The sequence below is a fragment of the Pseudomonas sp. 22085 genome (assembly GCF_052045815.1).
GTDB lineage: Bacteria > Pseudomonadota > Gammaproteobacteria > Pseudomonadales > Pseudomonadaceae > Aquipseudomonas > Aquipseudomonas glycinae.
Map to the genome: position 1 here is coordinate 122,416 of NZ_JBQEQA010000009.1, position 19,645 is coordinate 142,060.

The 19,645-nt window shown below is 61.8% G+C and carries 16 protein-coding genes; 5 read left to right on the top strand and 11 right to left on the bottom strand.

What is annotated here, in order from left to right:
* Window positions 1–49 precede the first annotated feature (49 nt).
* Entirely contained in the window at window positions 50–796 is a 747-nt protein-coding gene (locus ACTJK7_RS13345) for an SDR family oxidoreductase (protein ID WP_039772394.1), read from the top strand.
* Window positions 797–977: 181 nt separating this feature from the next.
* On the opposite strand, the gene mapR is transcribed toward ACTJK7_RS13345, so the two are convergent.
* The 3 genes from mapR to ACTJK7_RS13360 form a co-directional block, all read right to left on the bottom strand.
* On the bottom strand, window positions 978–2,387 hold the full coding sequence (mapR, locus tag ACTJK7_RS13350; RefSeq protein ID WP_039772397.1) for a GntR family transcriptional regulator MpaR: 1,410 nt from the start codon (window positions 2,385–2,387) through the stop codon (window positions 978–980).
* Window positions 2,388–2,633: 246 nt separating this feature from the next.
* Window positions 2,634–4,064, bottom strand: a complete 1,431-nt coding sequence (gene ccoG / locus ACTJK7_RS13355; RefSeq protein WP_440779763.1) for a cytochrome c oxidase accessory protein CcoG — start codon at window positions 4,062–4,064, stop codon at window positions 2,634–2,636.
* A 195-nt stretch (window positions 4,065–4,259) separates the two neighbouring features.
* Window positions 4,260–4,508, bottom strand: a complete 249-nt coding sequence (locus ACTJK7_RS13360; protein WP_108561723.1) for a DUF3203 family protein — start codon at window positions 4,506–4,508, stop codon at window positions 4,260–4,262.
* 122 nt (window positions 4,509–4,630) lie between these two features.
* Here ACTJK7_RS13360 and ACTJK7_RS13365 point away from each other — a divergent pair, with 122 nt between their 5' ends.
* Window positions 4,631–5,167 carry an MgtC/SapB family protein gene (locus ACTJK7_RS13365; protein ID WP_041475257.1) on the top strand — a complete coding sequence of 179 codons (537 nt, stop codon included), beginning with the start codon at window positions 4,631–4,633 and terminating at the stop codon, window positions 5,165–5,167.
* Here the strand turns inward: ACTJK7_RS13365 and ACTJK7_RS13370 are convergent, their stop codons facing one another.
* Complete coding sequence (locus ACTJK7_RS13370; RefSeq protein WP_170928915.1) at window positions 5,168–5,326, bottom strand: hypothetical protein; 159 nt, start codon at window positions 5,324–5,326, stop codon at window positions 5,168–5,170.
* Between the two features lie 218 nt (window positions 5,327–5,544).
* Between ACTJK7_RS13370 and ACTJK7_RS13375 the strand changes: the two genes are divergently transcribed.
* The 3 genes from ACTJK7_RS13375 (at window position 5,545) to glgB (ending at window position 13,303) form a co-directional block, all read left to right on the top strand.
* Window positions 5,545–7,542 carry an alpha-1,4-glucan--maltose-1-phosphate maltosyltransferase gene (locus tag ACTJK7_RS13375; RefSeq protein ID WP_440779761.1) on the top strand — a complete coding sequence of 666 codons (1,998 nt, stop codon included), beginning with the start codon at window positions 5,545–5,547 and terminating at the stop codon, window positions 7,540–7,542.
* 185 nt (window positions 7,543–7,727) lie between these two features.
* Complete coding sequence (gene treS / locus ACTJK7_RS13380) at window positions 7,728–11,069, top strand: maltose alpha-D-glucosyltransferase (protein ID WP_236196662.1); 3,342 nt, start codon at window positions 7,728–7,730, stop codon at window positions 11,067–11,069.
* A gap of 2 nt (window positions 11,070–11,071) precedes the next feature.
* Entirely contained in the window at window positions 11,072–13,303 is a 2,232-nt protein-coding gene (glgB, locus tag ACTJK7_RS13385; protein WP_064381813.1) for a 1,4-alpha-glucan branching protein GlgB, read from the top strand.
* Between the two features lie 52 nt (window positions 13,304–13,355).
* Here the strand turns inward: glgB and ACTJK7_RS13390 are convergent, their stop codons facing one another.
* The 7 genes from ACTJK7_RS13390 to ACTJK7_RS13420 form a co-directional block, all read right to left on the bottom strand.
* On the bottom strand, window positions 13,356–14,426 hold the full coding sequence (locus ACTJK7_RS13390) for an autotransporter domain-containing protein (RefSeq protein WP_236196663.1): 1,071 nt from the start codon (window positions 14,424–14,426) through the stop codon (window positions 13,356–13,358).
* 390 nt (window positions 14,427–14,816) lie between these two features.
* Window positions 14,817–15,614 (bottom strand): endonuclease/exonuclease/phosphatase family protein, encoded by a 798-nt coding sequence (locus tag ACTJK7_RS13395; RefSeq protein ID WP_108563679.1) that lies wholly within the window; start codon window positions 15,612–15,614, stop codon window positions 14,817–14,819.
* A gap of 86 nt (window positions 15,615–15,700) precedes the next feature.
* Window positions 15,701–16,462 (bottom strand): PIG-L deacetylase family protein, encoded by a 762-nt coding sequence (locus ACTJK7_RS13400; protein ID WP_108561730.1) that lies wholly within the window; start codon window positions 16,460–16,462, stop codon window positions 15,701–15,703.
* Window positions 16,463–16,639: 177 nt separating this feature from the next.
* Entirely contained in the window at window positions 16,640–17,299 is a 660-nt protein-coding gene (locus ACTJK7_RS13405) for a glycosyltransferase (RefSeq protein ID WP_108561731.1), read from the bottom strand.
* A complete protein-coding gene (locus ACTJK7_RS13410) occupies window positions 17,296–17,895 on the bottom strand; it encodes an SAM-dependent methyltransferase (RefSeq protein WP_108561733.1) in 600 nt (199 codons plus the stop codon). Before ACTJK7_RS13410 ends, ACTJK7_RS13405 begins: the two co-directional genes overlap by 4 nt.
* Complete coding sequence (locus ACTJK7_RS13415; RefSeq protein ID WP_108561735.1) at window positions 17,892–18,650, bottom strand: PIG-L deacetylase family protein; 759 nt, start codon at window positions 18,648–18,650, stop codon at window positions 17,892–17,894. The genes ACTJK7_RS13410 and ACTJK7_RS13415 overlap by 4 nt, the downstream gene beginning before the upstream one ends.
* The gene (locus tag ACTJK7_RS13420) at window positions 18,647–19,645 is read right to left on the bottom strand and encodes an acyl-CoA dehydrogenase family protein (protein ID WP_108561737.1); all 999 of its coding nucleotides are present in this window, start codon (window positions 19,643–19,645) and stop codon (window positions 18,647–18,649) included. The genes ACTJK7_RS13415 and ACTJK7_RS13420 overlap by 4 nt, the downstream gene beginning before the upstream one ends.

The window sequence follows — 19,645 nt, forward strand, 5'->3', positions numbered from 1 at the left end:
CGGTTATTCTTGCCCCGACTGTTACGTGTGCATCGGGGGAAAGGCCAGCATGGATAAAGTCATTGTGATCACCGGCGGTGGTCGTGGAATTGGCGCCGCCACCGCGCTGTTGGCTGCCGAGCAAGGCTATCGGATCTGCATCAATTACCAGACGGACGAACAGGCCGCCCACCATGTGCTCGATCAGGTTCGGGAACGCGGCGCCACGGCCATTGCCGTCCGTGCTGACGTCAGTATCGAAGACGAAGTGATCGCGCTGTTTCATCGGGTCGACACAGAGCTGGGCCGGGTCACTGCCCTGGTGAACAACGCCGGTACCGTGGGGCAAAAATCCCGGGTCGACGAAATGTCCGAATTCCGCATCCTCAAAATCATGAAAACCAACGTGCTGGCGCCCATCCTTTGCGCCAAGCACGCAATCCTGCGTATGTCGCCCAAACACGGCGGGCAGGGCGGCAGCATCGTCAACGTTTCTTCGGTCGCCGCGCGGCTGGGTTCGCCTAACGAATACGTCGATTACGCGGCCTCAAAAGGCGCGCTGGATACGTTCACTATCGGTCTGTCAAAGGAGGTGGCGGGCGAGGGGATTCGGGTGAACGCGGTGCGTCCGGGCTACATCTATACCGATTTCCACGCCTTGAGCGGCGATCCGGATCGGGTCAGCAAGCTGGAGTCGGCGATCCCGATGGCCCGGGGCGGACGGCCGGATGAGGTGGCTGAGGCAATTGTCTGGTTGCTGTCGGACAAGGCCTCGTATGCCACCGGGACTTTCGTCGATCTCGGCGGCGGGCGCTAAACCTCTCTGATCGTTCCCACGCTCCGCGTGGGAATGCAGCCCGGGACGCTCCGCGTCCCTTCCAGAGCTGGAACGCGGAGCGTCCCTTGAGGCATTCCCACGCGGACGGTTCGACGCCTCGACGTGGGAACGATCATCGTCTAGGCGTTGAACTGGTTGCGTGGGAACGATCAGCGGTCTTTCAGAACGACCGCACAATCCGCCCCAGCGTCTCCATCGCCTTCTCCGCATCCTCGGTCCACGGGCTGCCGTAGTTCAAACGAATGCAATTGCGAAAGCGCTGGGTCGGCGAAAAAATCGGACCCGGCGCGATGCTGATCCCCTGCGCCAACGCCATCTGAAACAACTTCAACGAGTCCATCTGTGGTGGCAGTTCCAGCCACAGGAAGTAGCCGCCCGCCGGTTGGCTCACGCGCGTCTGCGCCGGGAAGTAGCGGGCGATGGCCGCGAGCATCGCGCTTTGCTGTTCTTCGAGGGCGTAGCGCAGTTTGCGCAGGTGGCGGTCGTAGCCACCGTGTTGCAGATAGTCGGCGATGGCCGCTTGGGCCGGCATCGAGGCACAGAGTGAGGTCATCAGTTTCAGTCGTTCGATCTTTTGCGCGTAGCGGCCGGCGGCGACCCAGCCGATGCGATAGCCGGGGGCCAGACTCTTGGCGAACGAGCCGCAATGCATCACCAGCCCTTCGGTGTCGAAGGCCTTGGCCGGTTTCGGCGCCTGCTGGCCGTAATAGAGTTCGGCGTAGACGTCGTCTTCGATCAATGGCACCTGATGCTGTTTCAGCAGTTCCACCAGTTCCTGTTTCTTGGCCTCGGGCATGGTCGCGCCCATCGGGTTCTGGAAACTGGTCATGCACCAACAAGCCTTGATCGGATGCCGCTCAAGCGTCTGTGCGAGCACGCCGAGGTCGATGCCGTCGCGCGGGTGAACAGGGATTTCCACGGCTTTGAGTTTCAGCCGTTCCAGCACTTGCAGGCTGGCGTAGAACGCCGGGGCTTCGATGGCCACCAGATCGCCGGGTTCGGTCACCGCTTGCAGGCACAGGTTGAGCGCTTCGAGGGCGCCGTTGGTGATCAGCAGTTCTTCCATCGGCAGCATCAGGCCGCCGACCATGTAGCGCAGGGCGATCTGCCGACGCAGTTGCGGGTTGCCCGGCGACATGTCGGTGACCACCATGCGCGGGTCCATTTCCCGTGCGGCGCTGGCCAGCGAGCGGGACAGGCGTTGCAGCGGAAACAGGGTCGGGCTGGGGAATGCCGAGCCGAATGGCACGGTGCTTGGGTCTTTGATCGACTCGAGCACCGAGAACACCAGTTCGCTGACGTCGACCTTGGTGGACTCGTTGACCTGGCTGCTGATCACCGGCTCCGAGAACGGGCTCGGGGCGTGCGTGTTGACAAAGTAGCCGGAGCGCGGCCGGGCGCGGATCAGGCCGCGACGTTCCAGCAGGTAGTAGGCCTGGAACACCGTGGACGGGCTGACGCCGTAAGTCTGGCTTGCGTAGCGCACCGACGGCACCCGTTGACCGGGGCCGAGGACGCCGGAGCGGATCAGTTCAGCGATGTCGTCGGCGAATTTTTCGTAGCGTTTCATCGGGGGCCTTGGTACGTGGTGTTTGGTGTTTTTGTGGTGGGTCAGTGGCATCAGCCCTCACCCTAGCCCTCTCCCGGAGGGAGAGGGGACTGATCGTGGGATGCTTAAGAGTTGCGCCGACATGAACATGCTGCAGTGAATCCATAATCGACGCGGTATTTCAGGTCGACGTGTAGCGCCAGATACCTCGGTCGGCTCCCTCTCCCTCCGGGAGAGGGCTGGGGTGAGGGGGGAGATTCTAACGGCTCACCGATTCATCGGCGCAACAAACCGGCTCTTCGCCACGCTATAAATCTCTGGCTCATCACTGTCGGCAATCTTGAAACTCAAGGTCTGCGAGCTGCTGGCCGCACGTTCCGTGGTCATTGCCACCGACACCGGCACATCGACGATCTCGCCCGGCGCCAGGCTCAGCTCGGTCTTGCCTTGCAACTGGAAGCCGTCGCCGTCCACCAGGCTCAGGTTGTAGTCCTGGCGTTGCTGGGTCTTGTTGATGACCTTGAGGGTGTAGATGTTTTCGATCTGGCCCAGACCGTTTTCACGGAACAGACCACGGTCCTTGGTCACGTCCAGCGACACCATTGGCCGTTCGACCAACGCCAGAGCGAGGGCGCCGATCATCACCACCAGTACCGCGACGTAGCCGATCAATCTCGGGCGCAGCAAGTGCGTCTTGCCACCCTGCAATTCACGCTCGGAGGTGTAGCGGATCAGGCCGCGGGGGTAATTCATCTTGTCCATGATCGAGTCGCAGGCGTCGATGCACGCCGCGCAGCCGATGCATTCCATTTGCAGGCCGTCGCGGATGTCGATGCCGGTCGGGCAGACCTGCACGCACAACTGGCAGTCGATGCAATCGCCGAGGCCGGCTTCGGCCGGTTTCACCTCGCGTTTGCGCGGGCCACGGTTTTCGCCACGGGCGGCGTCGTAGGAAATGGTCAGGGTGTCCTTGTCGAACATCACGCTCTGGAACCGCGCATAAGGGCACATGTGCATGCACACCGCTTCGCGCAGCCAACCGGCATTGATGTAGGTGGCGGCGGTGAAAAACAGCACCCAGAACAGACTGACGCCACCGACCTGCAAGGTCAGCAGTTCTTCGGCCAGCGGCCGGATCGGGGTGAAATAGCCGACGAAGGTCAGACCGGTCAGCACGCTGATCGCCAGCCACAGCGTGTGCTTGGCCGCACGCCGTGCGAGTTTGTTCAGGCTCCACGGTGCCGCTTGCAGCTTGATGCGCTGGTTGCGCTCGCCCTCGGTGATCTTCTCGCACCACATGAAGATCCACGTCCACGAACTCTGCGGGCAGGTGTACCCACACCAGACCCGGCCGGCGAACACAGTAATGGCGAACAGGCCGAACGCGGCGATGATCAGCAGCGCCGACAGCAGAATGAAATCCTGCGGCCAGAACGTCGCGCCAAAGATGTGGAATTTGCTTTCGGAAAGGTCCCAGAGCACCGCCTGACGACCGCCCCAGTTCAGCCACACCGTGCCGAAAAACAGCAGGAACAGAAACCCCGCACCGCTCATGCGCAAGGTGCGGAACAGGCCGGTGAAGCTGCGGGTGAAGATCTGGTTGTCGCTGGTGGCGTGTTTCGCCTTCATTGGGCGCGCCGGTACTTTTTTTATCCGGGGAGATGCTTCTACGGTTCGGACGGGGATTCGTTCGCTCATGGTCGTTCGCTCATCAGCCTCCATCAGGCCGATGAACTATGAGCGTCGATCTGTTTGCATAACAGACTCAGGTATTTCAATAAAAAGCGTATCAGATGGCATTTGCACCCACGCCTGCGACAACTTGAAGCAGCCCGCAGGCCAAGGCGCAGATGCCTATCCCAGACGCCTGAGCCGGTTCTTGACCGGGGTCAGTCAAATCACCGAATCACTGTCGTCGGCCTTCAGGTGTCTGCGTCCATCCCGGGCGCCTGCGACGGTCAATGCATCCGCTTCGGCTTCGGTAACGTAGATGCGCCGTCCTTCCACTTCGACGAACGACATGGCTTTTTCGCTATCTGTTCTGACTTCCAGCGTGTCGCAGATCCGGATTTCCTCACCATTTTCCACGGTGAAAAAACAGACTTTCGAGTCCGGATTGCTTTCATCTATACGAAGGGGCATGGGGTAGTCCTTTTTCACAGGGGATCTGAACCTTTAGGGCTTGCGCTGCGCCGATCGTTCTACGCAACCGATTAATGGTCGGCGCTGTCCATCCTTTATCAATTCATTACAAGGACTGGACGATGAACGCCTGGTGGCATGAAGTGTGGGAAACCCTGCAAGCGGAATTCGCCGACATCGGCGACGCCTCGCAGCTGACCCGGATCACCGTGCGCCTGCTGATGGCGGCGATATTGGGCGGGATTCTCGGCTTTGAACGTGAACACAAGGGCAAGGCCGCCGGGGTGCGAACGCACATGCTGGTGGCACTCGGCGCGGCGCTGTTTGTACTGGTGCCGCAATTGTCCGGGTCCCAGGCCGACGCCATGAGCCGGGTGGTACAAGGTGTTATTGCCGGGATCGGCTTTCTCGGCGCCGGCACCATCCTCAAGAACCACGAAGGTGACGAAGGCCACGTCAAGGGCCTGACCACCGCCGCCGGCCTGTGGATGACCGCCGCCATCGGCGTCGCGGCCGGGTTGGGCCGCGAGGCGACGGCGCTGCTCAGTACGTTGCTCGCTTTGGGGATCTTCAGTGTCATGCCACGGATCGTCAGAGTCTTCGAAAAGGATCACATCGAAAAAGACCGCATCGAGAAAGACCACAACGACCCGCGCTGATCAGACGATTACCGGCGGCATGGTCGTCGGCGGTTCTTCCTTGGGCGGGGGCGTGGAGCCAGGCGGTTCCTGTTCGGGAATCGGTTGCGGCTCGGTCTCGGGCAGGGTCGGTTTGTCGATGTTCGGATCGGGTGTTTCGGCTGGAATCGGGATAGTCATCGGGTGAACCTCCGTGTGGCACTTGGCGTGGGAAGTGCTTAAGTGGATTGACCACTTCACTGCGAAATCGATCCGATTTTGTGGCGGGGCAAATCCCTGTGAACTTTTCCCGGCGTCAGTCGCTCGGAACCTGAGAGAGTTCATCATCGGGCGCAGGCCCGGCCGTGACCGCCAAACAGGCAAACGAGCGTCCTTGGGGCGTTAAGGAGAGATGCTCAATGACTGCTGAAAAACCCTCGGAACAGAGCTACAACCCGCATATACCGCTGTCGCAGGCCCTGCTGCTGCCGCGCATCGTCATAGAAAACACCGCGCCGACCCTCGACGGCGGACAGTTTGCCGTCAAGGCAATCGCAGGCCGGGAGATCGTGGTCACCAGCAAGGTGTTCGCTGACGGTCACGACAAACTGGCGGTGCGCATCCGCTGGCGCGAAGAGGGCGATGAAACCTGGCAAACCGAGGTCATGTCCGATCAGGGCAATAACGGCTGGAAAGGCGTTTTCCAGCCACAGCGCGTGGGCCGATATCTGTTTCTGATCGAAGCCTGGATCGACCAGTTCGCCAGTTTTCAATACGAACTTGAGAAGAAACACTCCGCCGCGGTTCCGGTCAGCCTCGAGCTGCAAGAAGGACGCACCATGGTGCAGCAAGCTGCCGAGCGCAGCGAAGGTCAGCTGAGCGAACAACTGGCAGCCTTGCACCACGAATTGTCCGGCCTGCTCGAAACCGAGCAGGTTGCGTTGTTCCTGCACTCGCGCAGTGCGCAACTGATGGCCGAGGCCGATCACCGCGCCTACCTGAGCATCAGTGCGGAATTCCCGGTGGACGTCGAGCGCGAACTGGCGGAATTCGCCAGTTGGTACGAACTGTTTCCCCGCTCGATCACCGACGATCCCGCCCGCCACGGCACCTTCAATGATGTGCACGCGCGCCTGCCGATGATTCAGGACATGGGTTTTGACGTGTTGTACTTCACGCCGATCCACCCGATTGGCCGCAGCCATCGCAAGGGCCGCAACAATTCCCTGACCGCCGGCCCGGACGATCCCGGCAGCCCGTATGCGATCGGCAGCGAGGAGGGCGGCCACGAGGCGATTCACTCGCAGCTCGGCACCCGTGAGGACTTCCGTCGGCTGGTAGCTGCTGCCGCAGACCACGGTCTGGAAATCGCCCTCGACTTCGCCATCCAGTGCTCCCAGGATCACCCGTGGCTCAAGGAGCATCCGGGCTGGTTCAACTGGCGGCCGGACGGCACGATCAAATACGCAGAGAACCCGCCGAAGAAATACCAGGACATCGTCAACGTCGACTTCTATGCGCCGGAAGCAATTCCGAGCCTGTGGGTCGAGTTGCGCGACATTGTGGTCGGCTGGGTGCAGGAGGGCGTGAAGATCTTTCGCGTCGATAACCCGCACACCAAACCGCTGCCGTTCTGGCAATGGTTGATCGCCGATGTACGCACCCTGTACCCGGAAGTGATTTTCCTCGCCGAAGCCTTCACCACCCCGGCGATGATGGCGCGGCTGGGCAAGGTCGGTTACACCCAGAGCTACACCTATTTCACCTGGCGCAACACCAAGACCGAACTGGCGACCTATTTCAGCGAGCTCAATGAATCGCCGTGGCGCGAGTGCTACCGGCCGAATTTCTTCGTTAACACCCCAGACATCAACCCGGCGTTCCTGCATGAATCGGGACGTCCCGGATTTCTCATCCGCGCGGCGCTGGCGACCATGGGCTCGGGCCTGTGGGGCATGTATTCGGGGTTCGAACTGTGCGAGTCGGCGCCGGTGCCGGGCAAGGAGGAATACCTCGATTCCGAGAAGTACGAGATCCGCGTCCGCGACTTCAACCAGCCCGGCAACATCATTGCCGAGATCGCCCAGCTCAACCGCATCCGCCGGCAGAATCCGGCGCTGCACAGTCATCTGGGCCTGAAGATCTACAACGCCTGGAATGACAACATTCTTTATTTCGGCAAGCGCAGCGCAGACGGCAGCAACTTCATTCTGGTCGCCGTCAGCCTCGATCCGCTTAACGTGCAAGAGGCGAATTTCGAGCTGCCGCTGTGGGAAATGGGCTTGCCGGACGATGCCACCACCCACGGCGAAGACCTGATGAACGGCCATCGCTGGGACTGGCACGGCAAGTACCAGTTCATGCGGATCGACCCGGCGTATCAGCCGTTCGGAATCTGGCGGATCACTTCTTCCTGATCGACTTGATCGGTTCCTGATCGTTCCCACGTCGAGGCGTCGAACCGTCCGCGTGGGAATGCCGCCATGGACGCTCTGCGTCCGCTTTGGGACGCGGAGCGTCCCGGTATGCGTTCCCACGCAGAGCGTGGGAACGATCAGCGATCTGCGCAGGACGCCCTTATTGAATTCAACAGGAGTTTCACATGGCGAAGAAACCCAAGGCAGCCACCTTCATCAAGGACCCGCTCTGGTACAAGGACGCGGTCATCTATCAAGTTCACGTCAAATCCTTTTTCGATTCGAATAACGACGGAATCGGCGACTTTCCCGGCCTGATCGCCAAACTCGATTACATTGCCGATCTTGGCGTCAACACCATCTGGCTGTTGCCGTTCTACCCCTCGCCACGCCGCGACGACGGTTACGACATCGCCGAATACCGGGGCGTCCACAGCGATTACGGAACGATGGCCGACGCCAAGCGTTTCATTGCCGAGGCGCATAAACGCGGGTTGCGGGTGATCACCGAGCTGGTCATCAACCACACGTCCGATCAGCACCCGTGGTTCCAGCGCGCGCGCAAGGCCAAGCCCGGTTCGGCCGCGCGGGACTTCTATGTGTGGTCGGATGACGACCAGAAATACGACGGCACCCGGATCATTTTTCTCGACACCGAAAAGTCCAACTGGACCTGGGATCCGGTGGCCGGTCAGTACTTCTGGCACCGCTTCTATTCGCACCAGCCGGATCTCAACTTCGATAACCCGCAAGTCATGAAAGCCGTGCTGTCGGTGATGCGCTACTGGCTGGACATGGGCATCGACGGCCTGCGCCTGGATGCGATTCCGTACCTGATCGAACGCGACGGCACCAACAACGAAAACCTCCCGGAAACCCACGACGTCCTCAAGCAGATCCGTGCCGAGATCGACGCCAACTACCCCGATCGCATGCTGCTGGCCGAAGCCAATCAATGGCCGGAAGACACCCAGCTGTACTTCGGTGACACCGACGCCGAGGGCGTGAATGGTGACGAGTGTCACATGGCGTTCCACTTCCCGTTGATGCCGCGCATGTACATGGCGCTGGCCCAGGAAGATCGCTTCCCGATCACCGACATCCTGCGTCAGACCCCGGAAATCCCGGCCAACTGCCAATGGGCGATTTTCCTGCGCAACCACGATGAGCTGACGCTGGAGATGGTGACCGACAAGGAGCGCGACTACCTGTGGAACTACTACGCCGCTGACCGTCGTGCGCGGATCAACCTTGGCATCCGCCGCCGTCTGGCGCCGTTGATGGAGCGTGACCGCCGCCGCATCGAGCTGCTGAACAGTCTGCTGTTGTCGATGCCCGGCACGCCGACCCTGTATTACGGCGATGAAATCGGCATGGGCGACAACATCTACCTCGGCGACCGCGACGGTGTACGCACGCCGATGCAATGGTCGATCGACCGCAACGGCGGTTTCTCCCGCGCCGATCCGGCCAGTCTGGTACTGCCGCCGATCATGGACCCGCAATACGGTTATCAATCGGTCAACGTCGAAACCCAGGCCGGTGACCCGCATTCGCTGCTGAACTGGACTCGCCGCCTGCTGGCGGTGCGCAAGCAATCCAAGGCATTCGGGCGCGGCACGCTGAAAATGCTTTCGCCGGCCAACCGCCGGGTGCTGGCCTACACCCGTGAATACACCGGGCCGGACGGCAAGCACGAAATCATTCTGTGCGTGGCTAACGTGTCGCGCAGTGCTCAGGCTGTGGAGCTCGACCTGTCGGCCTACGTTGGCATGGTGCCGGTGGAGATGCTCGGCGGGAATGCGTTCCCGCCCATCGGCCAGTTGAGTTTCCTGCTGACCCTGCCGCCTTACGGTTTTTACTGGTTCGGCCTGGCGGCGGAAAACCAGATGCCGAGCTGGCACGTCGAACCGGCGCAGAGCCTGCCGGACTTCACCACGCTGGTACTGAAAAAACGCATGGAAGAGCTGCTCGAAGCGCCGTCCCGGGCCACCCTCGAGCAGGCGATTCTGCCGAGCTGGCTGCAGAACCGCCGCTGGTTCGCCGGCAAGGACACTGCCATCGAACACGTGAAGCTGGCCTACGGCGTGCGCTTCGGCGATGCACAGCATCCGGTGCTGTTCAGCGAAATCGAAGTGCAGAGCGGCGGGCAGACCAGTCGTTATCAATTGCCGTTCGGCTTCATTGCCGAAGATCAGGTCGGGCCGGCGTTGCCGCAACAACTGGCCCTGGCCCGAGTGCGCCGGGTGCGCCAGGTCGGGTTGATCACCGATGCTTTCAGCCTTGAAGCGTTTGTTCGCGCGGTGCTGCAAGGCATGCAGGGCGGCACGGTGCTCGAATCCAGTGACGGCGAGATCCGTTTCGAGGCAACGCCGCATCTGGAAACACTCGGCCTGGGCGCGGAGTCCGAAGTGCGCTACCTGTCTGCCGAGCAATCCAACAGTTCGGTGGTGATCGGCAACAGTCTGGTACTTAAGCTGATCCGAAAAGTCGCGTCCGGCGTACACCCGGAACTGGAGATGAGCGCTTACCTGACCGCTGCCGGATTTGCCAATATTTCTCCGCTGCTGGGCTCAGTGATTCGCCGTGGCACCGATGGCGAGGACAACCTGCTGATGATTGCGCAGGGTTATCTGAGCAATCAGGGCGATGCCTGGGAATGGACGCAGAACAACCTCGAACGGGCGCTGCGCGACGAGCTGGCCGACGCCGTGTCCGAGCAGGCGCAGCACTACAACGCCTTGGGTGAGCTGAAGGATTTCGCCGGGATGCTCGGCCAGCGTCTGGGGGAAATGCATCAGGTGCTGGCAGCGCCGAGCGACAACCGGGACTTCGCGCCGCAAGTCAGTTCGGCCAAGGATGCGCAGGCGACGGGTAAGGATGTTGCGGCGCAGGTCGAGCATGCGTTGAAGCTGCTCAAACAGCATCAGGGCGAACTCGATGCGGCGGATCAGAAGCTTGTGGCTCGGCTGCTCGAGCACAAGAAAACCATCCTGGCCCATGTGCAGGAACTGGCAAAGCGATCGGCTGGCGGCTTGCGGATTCGTGTCCACGGCGATCTGCATTTGGGACAGGTGCTGGTGATCAAGGGTGATGCTTACTTGATCGACTTTGAAGGTGAACCGGCGCGGCCATTGAGCGAGCGCCGAGGCAAGCACAGCCCGTACAAGGATGTCAGCGGGGTGCTGCGTTCCTTCGACTATGCCGCGGCCATGGCCCTGAACGTGCACAACGTCGACAACAGTCCCGAGACTGAAGCCGCGCGTCGCCGGGTCACGGAGCGGTACTTGCGTGAAGCACGGGACGCGTTTCTCCAGGCATATCGCCAAGCGGCAGCTAGTCTTGATCATGCCTGGCAGGATCCTGAAGGTGCCGACGCCGCGCTGGCGTTGTTCGGTCTGGAGAAAGCGGCCTACGAAGTGGCCTATGAAGCCGAAAATCGCCCCACCTGGCTGCCCGTGCCGCTGCACGGTCTGTACGGGTTATTGACGGGGCTAAAACCCTTTTCCGATCTTGGTGGAGAGTAGTCATGAGTTTCTCGAACAAGGAACAGGGTCGCGCTAAAGAAAGATTGCTGCCCACTGCAAAAGACATTGATGCCTTGGTGCGTGCAGAACATCACGACCCGTTTTCCATTCTCGGCCCCCACGGCGATGGTGCCGGCGGGCAATTTATCCGGGCGTATCTGCCTGGTGCGTTGAGTGTTTCGGTGCTGGACAAGAACAGTGGCGAAGAGCTCGGCCCGTTGGACGCCACCGAAACGCCGGGGCTGTTTGTCGGCCATTTCGAGCACGCGCGGCCATACCTGTTGCGTACTCGCTGGGCCGGTGGCGAGCAGGTCGCGGAAGATCCTTACAGCTTTGGTCAGTTGCTCGGTGAAATGGACCTGTACCTGTTTGCCGAAGGCAATCACCGCGACCTCAGCAGTTGCCTCGGTGCGCAGTTGAAAACCGTCGATGGCGTTGATGGCGTGCGTTTCGCGGTGTGGGCACCGAATGCCCGACGGGTGTCGGTGGTCGGCGATTTCAACGTCTGGGACGGGCGGCGGCATCCGATGCGCCTGCGGCATCCGTCTGGCGTGTGGGAATTGTTCATTCCGCGCCTGCAAGCAGGGGAACTGTACAAGTACGAAATCCTCGGCGCCCACGGCATTCTGCCGCTGAAGGCCGACCCGATGGCACTGGCCACCAGTCTGCCGCCGGACACTGCGTCAAAAGTCGCCGCACCGTTGCAGATCGACTGGCAGGATCACGACTGGATGAGCGGCCGCCGCGAACATCAGCAGCACAATGCGCCGCTGTCGATCTATGAGTTGCACGCCGGTTCCTGGCAATGCGAACTCGACGATCTGGGCGAAGTGGCGCGCCAGTACACCTGGCCGGAGCTGGCCGAGCGGCTGATTCCCTATGTGAAGGAACTGGGCTTCACACATATCGAACTGATGCCGATCATGGAGCACCCGTTTGGCGGCTCATGGGGCTATCAGTTGCTGTCGCAGTTCGCTCCGAGTGCGCGATACGGCACGCCCGAGCAGTTCGGCGAGTTCGTCAATGCCTGCCACCAGGCCGGCATCGGTGTGATTCTCGACTGGGTGCCGGCGCATTTCCCGACCGATACCCATGGCCTTGCGCAATTCGACGGCACCGCGCTCTACGAATACGGTAATCCACTGGAAGGCTTCCACCAGGATTGGGACACGCTGATCTACAACCTTGGCCGCACCGAAGTGCACGGCTACATGCTGGCGTCGGCGTTGCACTGGCTCAAGCATTTCCATATCGACGGGCTGCGGGTCGATGCTGTGGCGTCGATGCTCTATCGTGATTATTCGCGCAAGGCCGGTGAGTGGGTGCCGAACCGTCATGGCGGTCGCGAGAACCTGGAAGCCATCGATTTCCTGCGGCACTTGAACGACGTGGTGGCATTGGAAGCGCCGGGCGCGCTGGTGATCGCCGAAGAGTCCACGGCGTGGCCGGGCGTCAGCCAGAGCACCCAACAGGGCGGTCTCGGTTTTGCCTACAAATGGAACATGGGCTGGATGCACGACTCGCTGCACTACATTCAGCAGGATCCGGTGTACCGCGCCCATCACCACAATGAGTTGAGTTTTGGTCTGGTCTACGCCTGGTCCGAGCGGTTCATCCTGCCGATTTCCCACGACGAAGTGGTGCACGGCAAGCATTCGCTGATCGACAAAATGCCCGGCGATCGCTGGCAGAAGTTCGCCAATCTGCGCGCGTACCTGAGTTTCATGTGGACCCATCCGGGCAAGAAGCTGCTGTTCATGGGCTGCGAGTTCGGCCAGTGGCGCGAGTGGAACCATGACCAGCAGCTGGACTGGTATCTGCTGCAATATTCGGAACACAAAGGCGTACAGAAACTGGTCAGCGACCTCAATCGGTTGTACCGCGAAGAGCCGGCGCTGCATGAGCAGGACGATGCGCCGCAAGGCTTCCAGTGGTTGATCGGTGACGATGCGATCAACAGCGTTTACGCATGGCTGCGCTGGAGCAAGGACGGCACGCCAGTGCTGGTGGTGGCCAACTTCACCCCGGTGCCACGCCAGTCGTATCGCGTCGGTGTACCGTTTGCCGGTCGCTGGAAGGAGTTGCTCAACAGTGACGCCGACACCTACGCCGGTTCCAACTACGGCAACGGGGGCGGGGCGTTCACCGAAGAGGTCGCGAGCCATGGGCAGGCGCTGTCGCTGGAACTGAATTTGCCGCCATTGGCAGTTTTGATCCTCAAGCCCGAGGGCTGACCCACGCGAGATCGTTCCCACGCAGAGCGTGGGAACGATCATGCAGAAGAAGTCACCAGCGCATCCGGACCCCCAGGCTGCCAATCAACCCGTTCAGGTCGTTGTCGTCCACATCACTGCTGTAGTCGGCACTGACATACAGGCTCACTGTCGGCGTCATTCTGGCCACCAGTCCCAGTCCGACTTCCACCGTCGAGGACTTGCGGCTGCTGCTGATCTTGTCCACCTGATCCAGCGTCACCGTATCGCCGGTGTACACCGTGTGCCACAGGTTCGTGCGCACGTAGGGCTCAACGGGCAACCCGTTCAGATCGTAGCTGCCTTTCAAGCGCGCACCGACCCGGCCGCTCCACGATGTAATGTCACTGGAAGAGGCGTTGCCCGAGCCTGCGTACGGCGTATCCAGAGTGATGCGCTGGTTGATCAATTGCGCTTGCGGTTCAACCACCCAGTTTTCACCCAGACCGATCGGGAAGCCACCTTCCACCGACAGCGTCATTGCGTTGCCCTCAGTGGCCAGGCGTGCACCTTGCTCGTTACGACTGAAACCGCTGACCCGACCGCCACTGGCCGACAAGTCAACGTGCCAGCCCTGTGGGCCACTCAAGCTGTAGTAGGCGCCCAGGCTCTGACCTTGCAGGTTGAGGGTGTCGGTGTTCGGATCGGCGAGGGCGCGGCTGGTGATCAGTCCGCTGCCATTGGCCTTGATCTGAGTGACCCCGCCGATCAGGCCGACCTGCTGGGTGTGGCCGCTGCTGCTTTTCAGGGTCAGCACGGCGGGGCCTTTGAAGTCGCCAGTGCCGGGCATGACGAAGCCTTGGCTGAGTGCATCGGTTTGCGCCTGGCGGGAGGTCTCTCCGTAGAGCTGCTCCCAGGCGGAAGGGGCGAGGTCTTCGGTGATCAGCTTCGCGCCTCGCAGGTCCGGCTGCGGGCCCAGACGTTGCGGCCCCGGCGTCACGACCGTGGCGGGAAGAGTCATGACCGGAATGTCCTGGCGATACCAGGACGTGGTCTCGTCCTCCGCAGGACCCGCCTGCGCCTCCATGGACGAGCACAGCAAGATAGAACTTGAAACGGTGCAAAAGGTAACTTTGATCTCTTGTGAGGTGAGTGAGGTTTTCATGGAGGTCTACCTTGCTAGCGCATGCAGTATCTCGCCTTGGCGTCTCTCCTACCCCGAACGAGGGGCGACCGAATGGAGCGTGGCGAGCCCGAGGCCGCCCGTTTTGACGAGTGACCTGAGGCTCGCCCCGAGTAGTATTTCCGGGGGTAGTAAGGTAGAGCTAAGAAGACATGAGTCGTTGCGTCAAGAAATTGAACGATGAGCGGTCGAGTCAAATCGGATGATGCAAGCTTCTGTTTTTGCGCATTTATCTAAGTTCTTGTTTGTAGGCCTAATCGCTGCGCAAGCCGCGAGGCAGAGACGTTTTGTAACCGACAGTCGGTCTGCCAGACCGGGATCGGCAACCGGTTTCGCATCGCTGTACGGGTGAGGACGGCTGTCAGTATTGCGCTATAAATGCACTTCGACAGCCAGCGGCAAATGATCCGACAGATGTGTCCACGGTTTGCTGCCGAGGATCCGCGGGTCGTGGCTGCTGGCATTGCGCAGGTAGACCCGGTCCAGTCGCAGTAACGGGAAACGCGCGGGGTAAGTCTTGGCCGGGCGGCCGTGATGGCGTTCGAAGGCTTCGTGCAAGTAGTCGCGACGGGCGAGGGCGACATTGCCCTGCAACTGCCAGTCATTGAAGTCGCCGGCAATGATCACCGGGGCATCCTCGGGCAGGGATTCGAGCAACTGGCAGAGCAGCTGCAACTGCAATTGCCGATGGCTTTCGAGCAGGCTCAGGTGCACGCAGATGGCATGTACTTCGGCATGACCCGGCACATCCAGGACGCAGTGCAACAGCCCGCGCCGTTCGGGACCGGTGATCGAAACATCGAGGTTGCGGTACTCGCGGATCGGGTATTTCGAGAGCAGGGCGTTGCCGTGATGGCCATCGGGATACACCGCATTGCGGCCGTAGGCAAAATCGCTCCACATGCTGTCGGCGAGGAATTCGTACTGCGAGGTTTGCGGCCATTCGTGGTAGCGACTGGAATGGCGCTCGTGTTCCCCCACCACTTCCTGCAGAAACACCAGATCGGCCGAGGTGCTGCGCACCGCTTCACGCAGCTCCGGAAGGATGAAACGTCGATTGAGCGCGGTGAAACCCTTGTGCGTGTTGACCGTGAGCACCCGCAGGCGATGGATGTCGGACGGCGTGGAGGTCTGTGCGTCGACGGCATGACGCTTGGGATTGCTGGACACGTTCACTCCTCTGAATCATGACGGCCTGTTCATGCGACTGATCCTGACGCGGGCAGTTCACTTTGAGTGGCTGCCCGCGTCCGCCGTCAATCGACCAGGACGATCTCGTAAGGCAGGCGCATGCGTTCCAGAATCGACTTGGGCAGAAGGGGCGCAATACCGATCGCCGGTTCGCCGTTGAGCTGGCTGGCGTAGGCATGGGTGGCGTGGCTCTTGCGCGCGACCGTCCAGGTGTCGAGCCGCAGCTTGCGCGCGCGATGCCACGGGATCTGCGCCTGGTCCCGTTCCGGCCAGTGCCAGGCCCAGACCGGCACATCATGATAGGTCGCGCCGGCCAGTTGCGCAGCCTTGGCACTGGCCCGGCCGACCACTTCATGATCGGCGGTGCCATCTTCGCGCCAGGTGCTGAAAACCACATCACCGGGGCGCAGGTAGCGGGCGATGAAATCGGTCATCTGATGTTCCTGATCGAGCAGGGCGTTGTCAGTGAACCCGCCGCGCACCCATTTCAGGCTGTGCATCGGCAAACCGAGACGGCGCAAGGCTTCGACGCTTTCCTGGGGGCGGAACACACTCAGGCGTTTCTCCGACCACTGTCGTGAGCCCGGATGACTGGCGCTGCCATCGGTGATCGACAGCAGTTGCAAGGGATGCCCTAGGCTGGAAAGCAGTTGCAGCAGGCCGCCGCAGGTCACCACTTCATCGCCGGGGTGCGGGGCAATGACCACGGCGCGGGCGCCGGGTGGCACTAATGTGTGAGTGTTGATGACGGGAATATTGTCGAGCTGCGGGGCGCTGTTCCAGATCTGCGCCGGCAGGCCGTTTTCGCTGAGGGATAACGGTTTCATGAGTGATACGTCCTTGTTGTGTCTCGCCCTCAGTCGTGCGCGCCATGCGATGCGTGTACGACCCGTGAAGGCTGGTGGATAGCCCGGCAGCGCTCCGAACCCTGGATTGCTGCGCAGCAGAGTATTGCTCAAGACGGGCGGTTCGTCGCGTCACAGATCAATCTGATCCGCTTTTTTTTATTCAGTCTGTGCCAACTGTCGCAGATAGTCGCCAAAACCACCCCGTGCACGACTATCCAGACGGGCGCTGGTGATGACTTGCGGGCGATGGCTCCAGGCGATGCTGGCCCCTGAACGCTCCAGTTGGCGCACCAGCTGCACATCTTCGTCACAGGACAACGGTTCGAAGCCGCCGGCGCGCACGTAGGCTTGCGCACTGACGCCCAGGTTGGCGCCATGGATGTGTCGGTGTTCTTCGCAGGCCTGGTAATGACCGTGATAGCGAATCTGCGCCGCTTCATCGAACGTGTCATGCCACTGCTCGACCGTCACCGTGCCGCATACGGCATCGGTGCCCAGCCCCAGTTGCTGCACCAGCCAGTCCTCGGCGACGCGGCTGTCGGCATCCGAGCAGGAGATCCAGCGCGCGCCGCGCTCAAGCAATTGTTGAGCGCCGATGGCCCGCGCCTGGCCGACGTTGCGCGCCTCGATGCTCAGCGCCCGCACGGGGTACTGGCTGACGATGAGCGCCGAGCGGTCGGTGCAACTGTCGAGCACCACCAGGACCTCCACCGGTTCACCGGCCAGCATCGGATGCCCGGCGGCGCGCAAGGCGGCGTGCAGGCAGTCATCGAGCCAGTCTTCTTCGTTGTGTGCCGGGATCAGGATGCCAATCATCGCAAGCCCTCCAGTGCGGCCACCGAACGCGGTTCGCGACTCCAGACTTCCAGCAGAAAATCCGCTTCCTGATGCAGGACCAGTCGCGGCAGGTGCAACTGTTCGTGAATCAGGTCGTGAACCTGTCGTGCATTGAGCGGGCAGCCTTCGATGGGCGGGCGCCAGTGACAGGCCAGTAATTGACCGTCCGCCGCCAACGAATCGCTGATGCAACGGATGACCTCCGTCAGATCCTCCCGGTCAAGGTAGTAGCCGATTTCGCTGAATACGATCAGGTCGTATTTTTCCGCCGGCCAATCGCCAGGCAACCGACATTGACGGACTTCGGCGTGGTCGAACAGGCTCAGCCGGGTGCGCGCCAGATTGACCGCGGCGGCGCTGGTGTCGCAGCACAACAGCCGATCACAGCGTTCGGCCAGCGCGGCGCTCAGTTCGCCGTTGGCGCAACCGGGTTCGAAGATCGTCCGGTAATGCGGGCGGGGCAGGGCTGCCAGGGTCACCAGGCGTTTGCGCTGCTCGTACCAGCGCTGACGGAATCCCCAGGGGTCGTTATTGCCCGCGAACAGGCCTTCGAAGTAGCGATCCTCGACACTCATAGAAAGACCACCTCGAACGGTTGCAGCAGTCGCTCGATCACATAGGGCGCGAGCACCGGTGGCAGGCCGGCGTCGGGATCGCCCTCCAGCTGGCTGGCAAACGCATGCACCGCGTGACGCTTGCGTGCGATTTGCTCCGGGCTGAGCAGAATCTTGCGCGCCCGCTCCCAGGGCACGAGGGCGTCTTCCGGGGTTGCCCAGTGCCAGGTCCAGACCGGCAGTTCGTGGCAAATCGCGCCCACGCGCCGAGCCGCTTCGACGCTGGCGCGGCCTACGGCTTCGTGGTCGCTGTGGCCGTCTTCGCGCCAGGTGGTGAAGATCACGTCATCGGCTTGCAGGTAGCGGGTCAGGTAGTCACACAACATCGACTCGCGCGCGGCGACCCGGGTGTCGGGGAAGCCGCCGCGCAGCCACTGCAACTGGTGCATGGGCAGTCCGAGGCGGCGCAGGGCTTCGGCGGATTCCTGCGGGCGCACGACGCTCAGGCGCTCCACCGGCCAGCGATCCGAGCCCGGATGACTGGCGCTGCCATCGGTGACCGAAATCAGTTGCAGGGTGCGTCCCGCCGCTGCGAGCCCTTGCAACAGTCCGCCGCAACCGAGCACTTCATCGTCGGGGTGCGGCGCAATCACCACCGCTCGCGATCCCGGCGGTACCAGATCAAGAATGTCGATACTGTCCACTGCTGCCAGATGGCGTGAGCCATGCCATTCGTGGAGGGAGGTTCCTTCGCCGACGATCGGATTGCGCTTCATAGGGCCCAACCCTCGCGTGGGTGCTGCGCAATCAATCGGCCCAGTGCTGCCAGATCGCGTTCAGCGTGGCTCTGACGCAGATACACCGGCAAGTCGGCCGCCAGGCGGGCAAAGTGCGGATCCTTGCAGAATGGCCCGGCACCGAGCGCCCGACCTGTCTCGCGAATGACCTGTTCGGCGGCATCCTCGACCACGGCGCGAACACGGCGGGCCAGCAACTCGGCATTGCCGTGGGGATTGCTGTCGATGTCCAGGGCACTGACGCGCAGCGCTTGAGCTGCGGCGTGCAAGGCGCTGTCGACGGCGCCGAGACTGGCCAGCGAATGGGGTTCTTCACGTCGGGCACATTGCTGGCGCAGCTGTTCACCGATTTCCCTCGCGGCGCCGTACCAGCACGCGGCAATCCCGATCCCGCCGTGCCAGAATCCCGGCCGTTGCAGGTAGTCGCCAGGCTCACCGATCGCCTGAGCCTCGACCTCGTCAAACAGCACCTCGACACTGCCGGTGGCCGCCATGCCGACCGCTTGCCAGCCTTGATCGGTGACGGTGACGCCAGGTTGATCGAGGGCCACTGCGACCAGTTGCTGACGATCCTCCTCATCCCATGCCGTCAGCAGGGCGTGACTGAGCACCGCCGCCCCGGAACACCAGGCCTTGCGCCCGTTCAACCGCACCAGTTGCCCCGAACGGCTGACCCGAACCCGCGCCTGCGGTGGTTCGGCCGCCCACATGCCCCACGTACTGCCGGGCGTCGGCGAGCCACCGAGTTGCTCGATGATCGCCAAGGCATCGGTATGGCCTTCGTAGAGTTTGCACAGCCCCAGATCATGCCCGCCGACCTCGGACAGCCGTTGCCAGCGCTCCAGCGTACGACCGCTGCCGGGCAACGGCAGGCGGTCGAGGCCGGCTTCGACCATTTGCCGCAAACACAGACCAAGAGCAGCCGTGTCGCGGTAGTCCCTGGCGTGCCGTGAGAGATAGGCGGACAAGTCCAT

Bases quoted from the DNA above. Each gene is read 5' to 3' on its own strand.
- ACTJK7_RS13345 (WP_039772394.1), top strand. From the start codon at position 50: ATGGATAAAGTCATTGTGATCACCGGCGGTGGTCGTGGAATTGGCGCC.
- mapR (WP_039772397.1), bottom strand. From the start codon at position 2,387: ATGAAACGCTACGAAAAATTCGCCGACGACATCGCTGAACTGATCCGC.
- ccoG (WP_440779763.1), bottom strand. From the start codon at position 4,064: ATGAGCGAACGAATCCCCGTCCGAACCGTAGAAGCATCTCCCCGGATA.
- ACTJK7_RS13360 (WP_108561723.1), bottom strand. From the start codon at position 4,508: ATGCCCCTTCGTATAGATGAAAGCAATCCGGACTCGAAAGTCTGTTTT.
- ACTJK7_RS13365 (WP_041475257.1), top strand. From the start codon at position 4,631: ATGAACGCCTGGTGGCATGAAGTGTGGGAAACCCTGCAAGCGGAATTC.
- ACTJK7_RS13370 (WP_170928915.1), bottom strand. From the start codon at position 5,326: ATGACTATCCCGATTCCAGCCGAAACACCCGATCCGAACATCGACAAA.
- ACTJK7_RS13375 (WP_440779761.1), top strand. From the start codon at position 5,545: ATGACTGCTGAAAAACCCTCGGAACAGAGCTACAACCCGCATATACCG.
- treS (WP_236196662.1), top strand. From the start codon at position 7,728: ATGGCGAAGAAACCCAAGGCAGCCACCTTCATCAAGGACCCGCTCTGG.
- glgB (WP_064381813.1), top strand. From the start codon at position 11,072: ATGAGTTTCTCGAACAAGGAACAGGGTCGCGCTAAAGAAAGATTGCTG.
- ACTJK7_RS13390 (WP_236196663.1), bottom strand. From the start codon at position 14,426: ATGAAAACCTCACTCACCTCACAAGAGATCAAAGTTACCTTTTGCACC.
- ACTJK7_RS13400 (WP_108561730.1), bottom strand. From the start codon at position 16,462: ATGAAACCGTTATCCCTCAGCGAAAACGGCCTGCCGGCGCAGATCTGG.
- ACTJK7_RS13405 (WP_108561731.1), bottom strand. From the start codon at position 17,299: ATGATTGGCATCCTGATCCCGGCACACAACGAAGAAGACTGGCTCGAT.
- ACTJK7_RS13410 (WP_108561733.1), bottom strand. From the start codon at position 17,895: ATGAGTGTCGAGGATCGCTACTTCGAAGGCCTGTTCGCGGGCAATAAC.
- ACTJK7_RS13415 (WP_108561735.1), bottom strand. From the start codon at position 18,650: ATGAAGCGCAATCCGATCGTCGGCGAAGGAACCTCCCTCCACGAATGG.
- ACTJK7_RS13420 (WP_108561737.1), bottom strand. From the start codon at position 19,645: ATGGACTTGTCCGCCTATCTCTCACGGCACGCCAGGGACTACCGCGAC.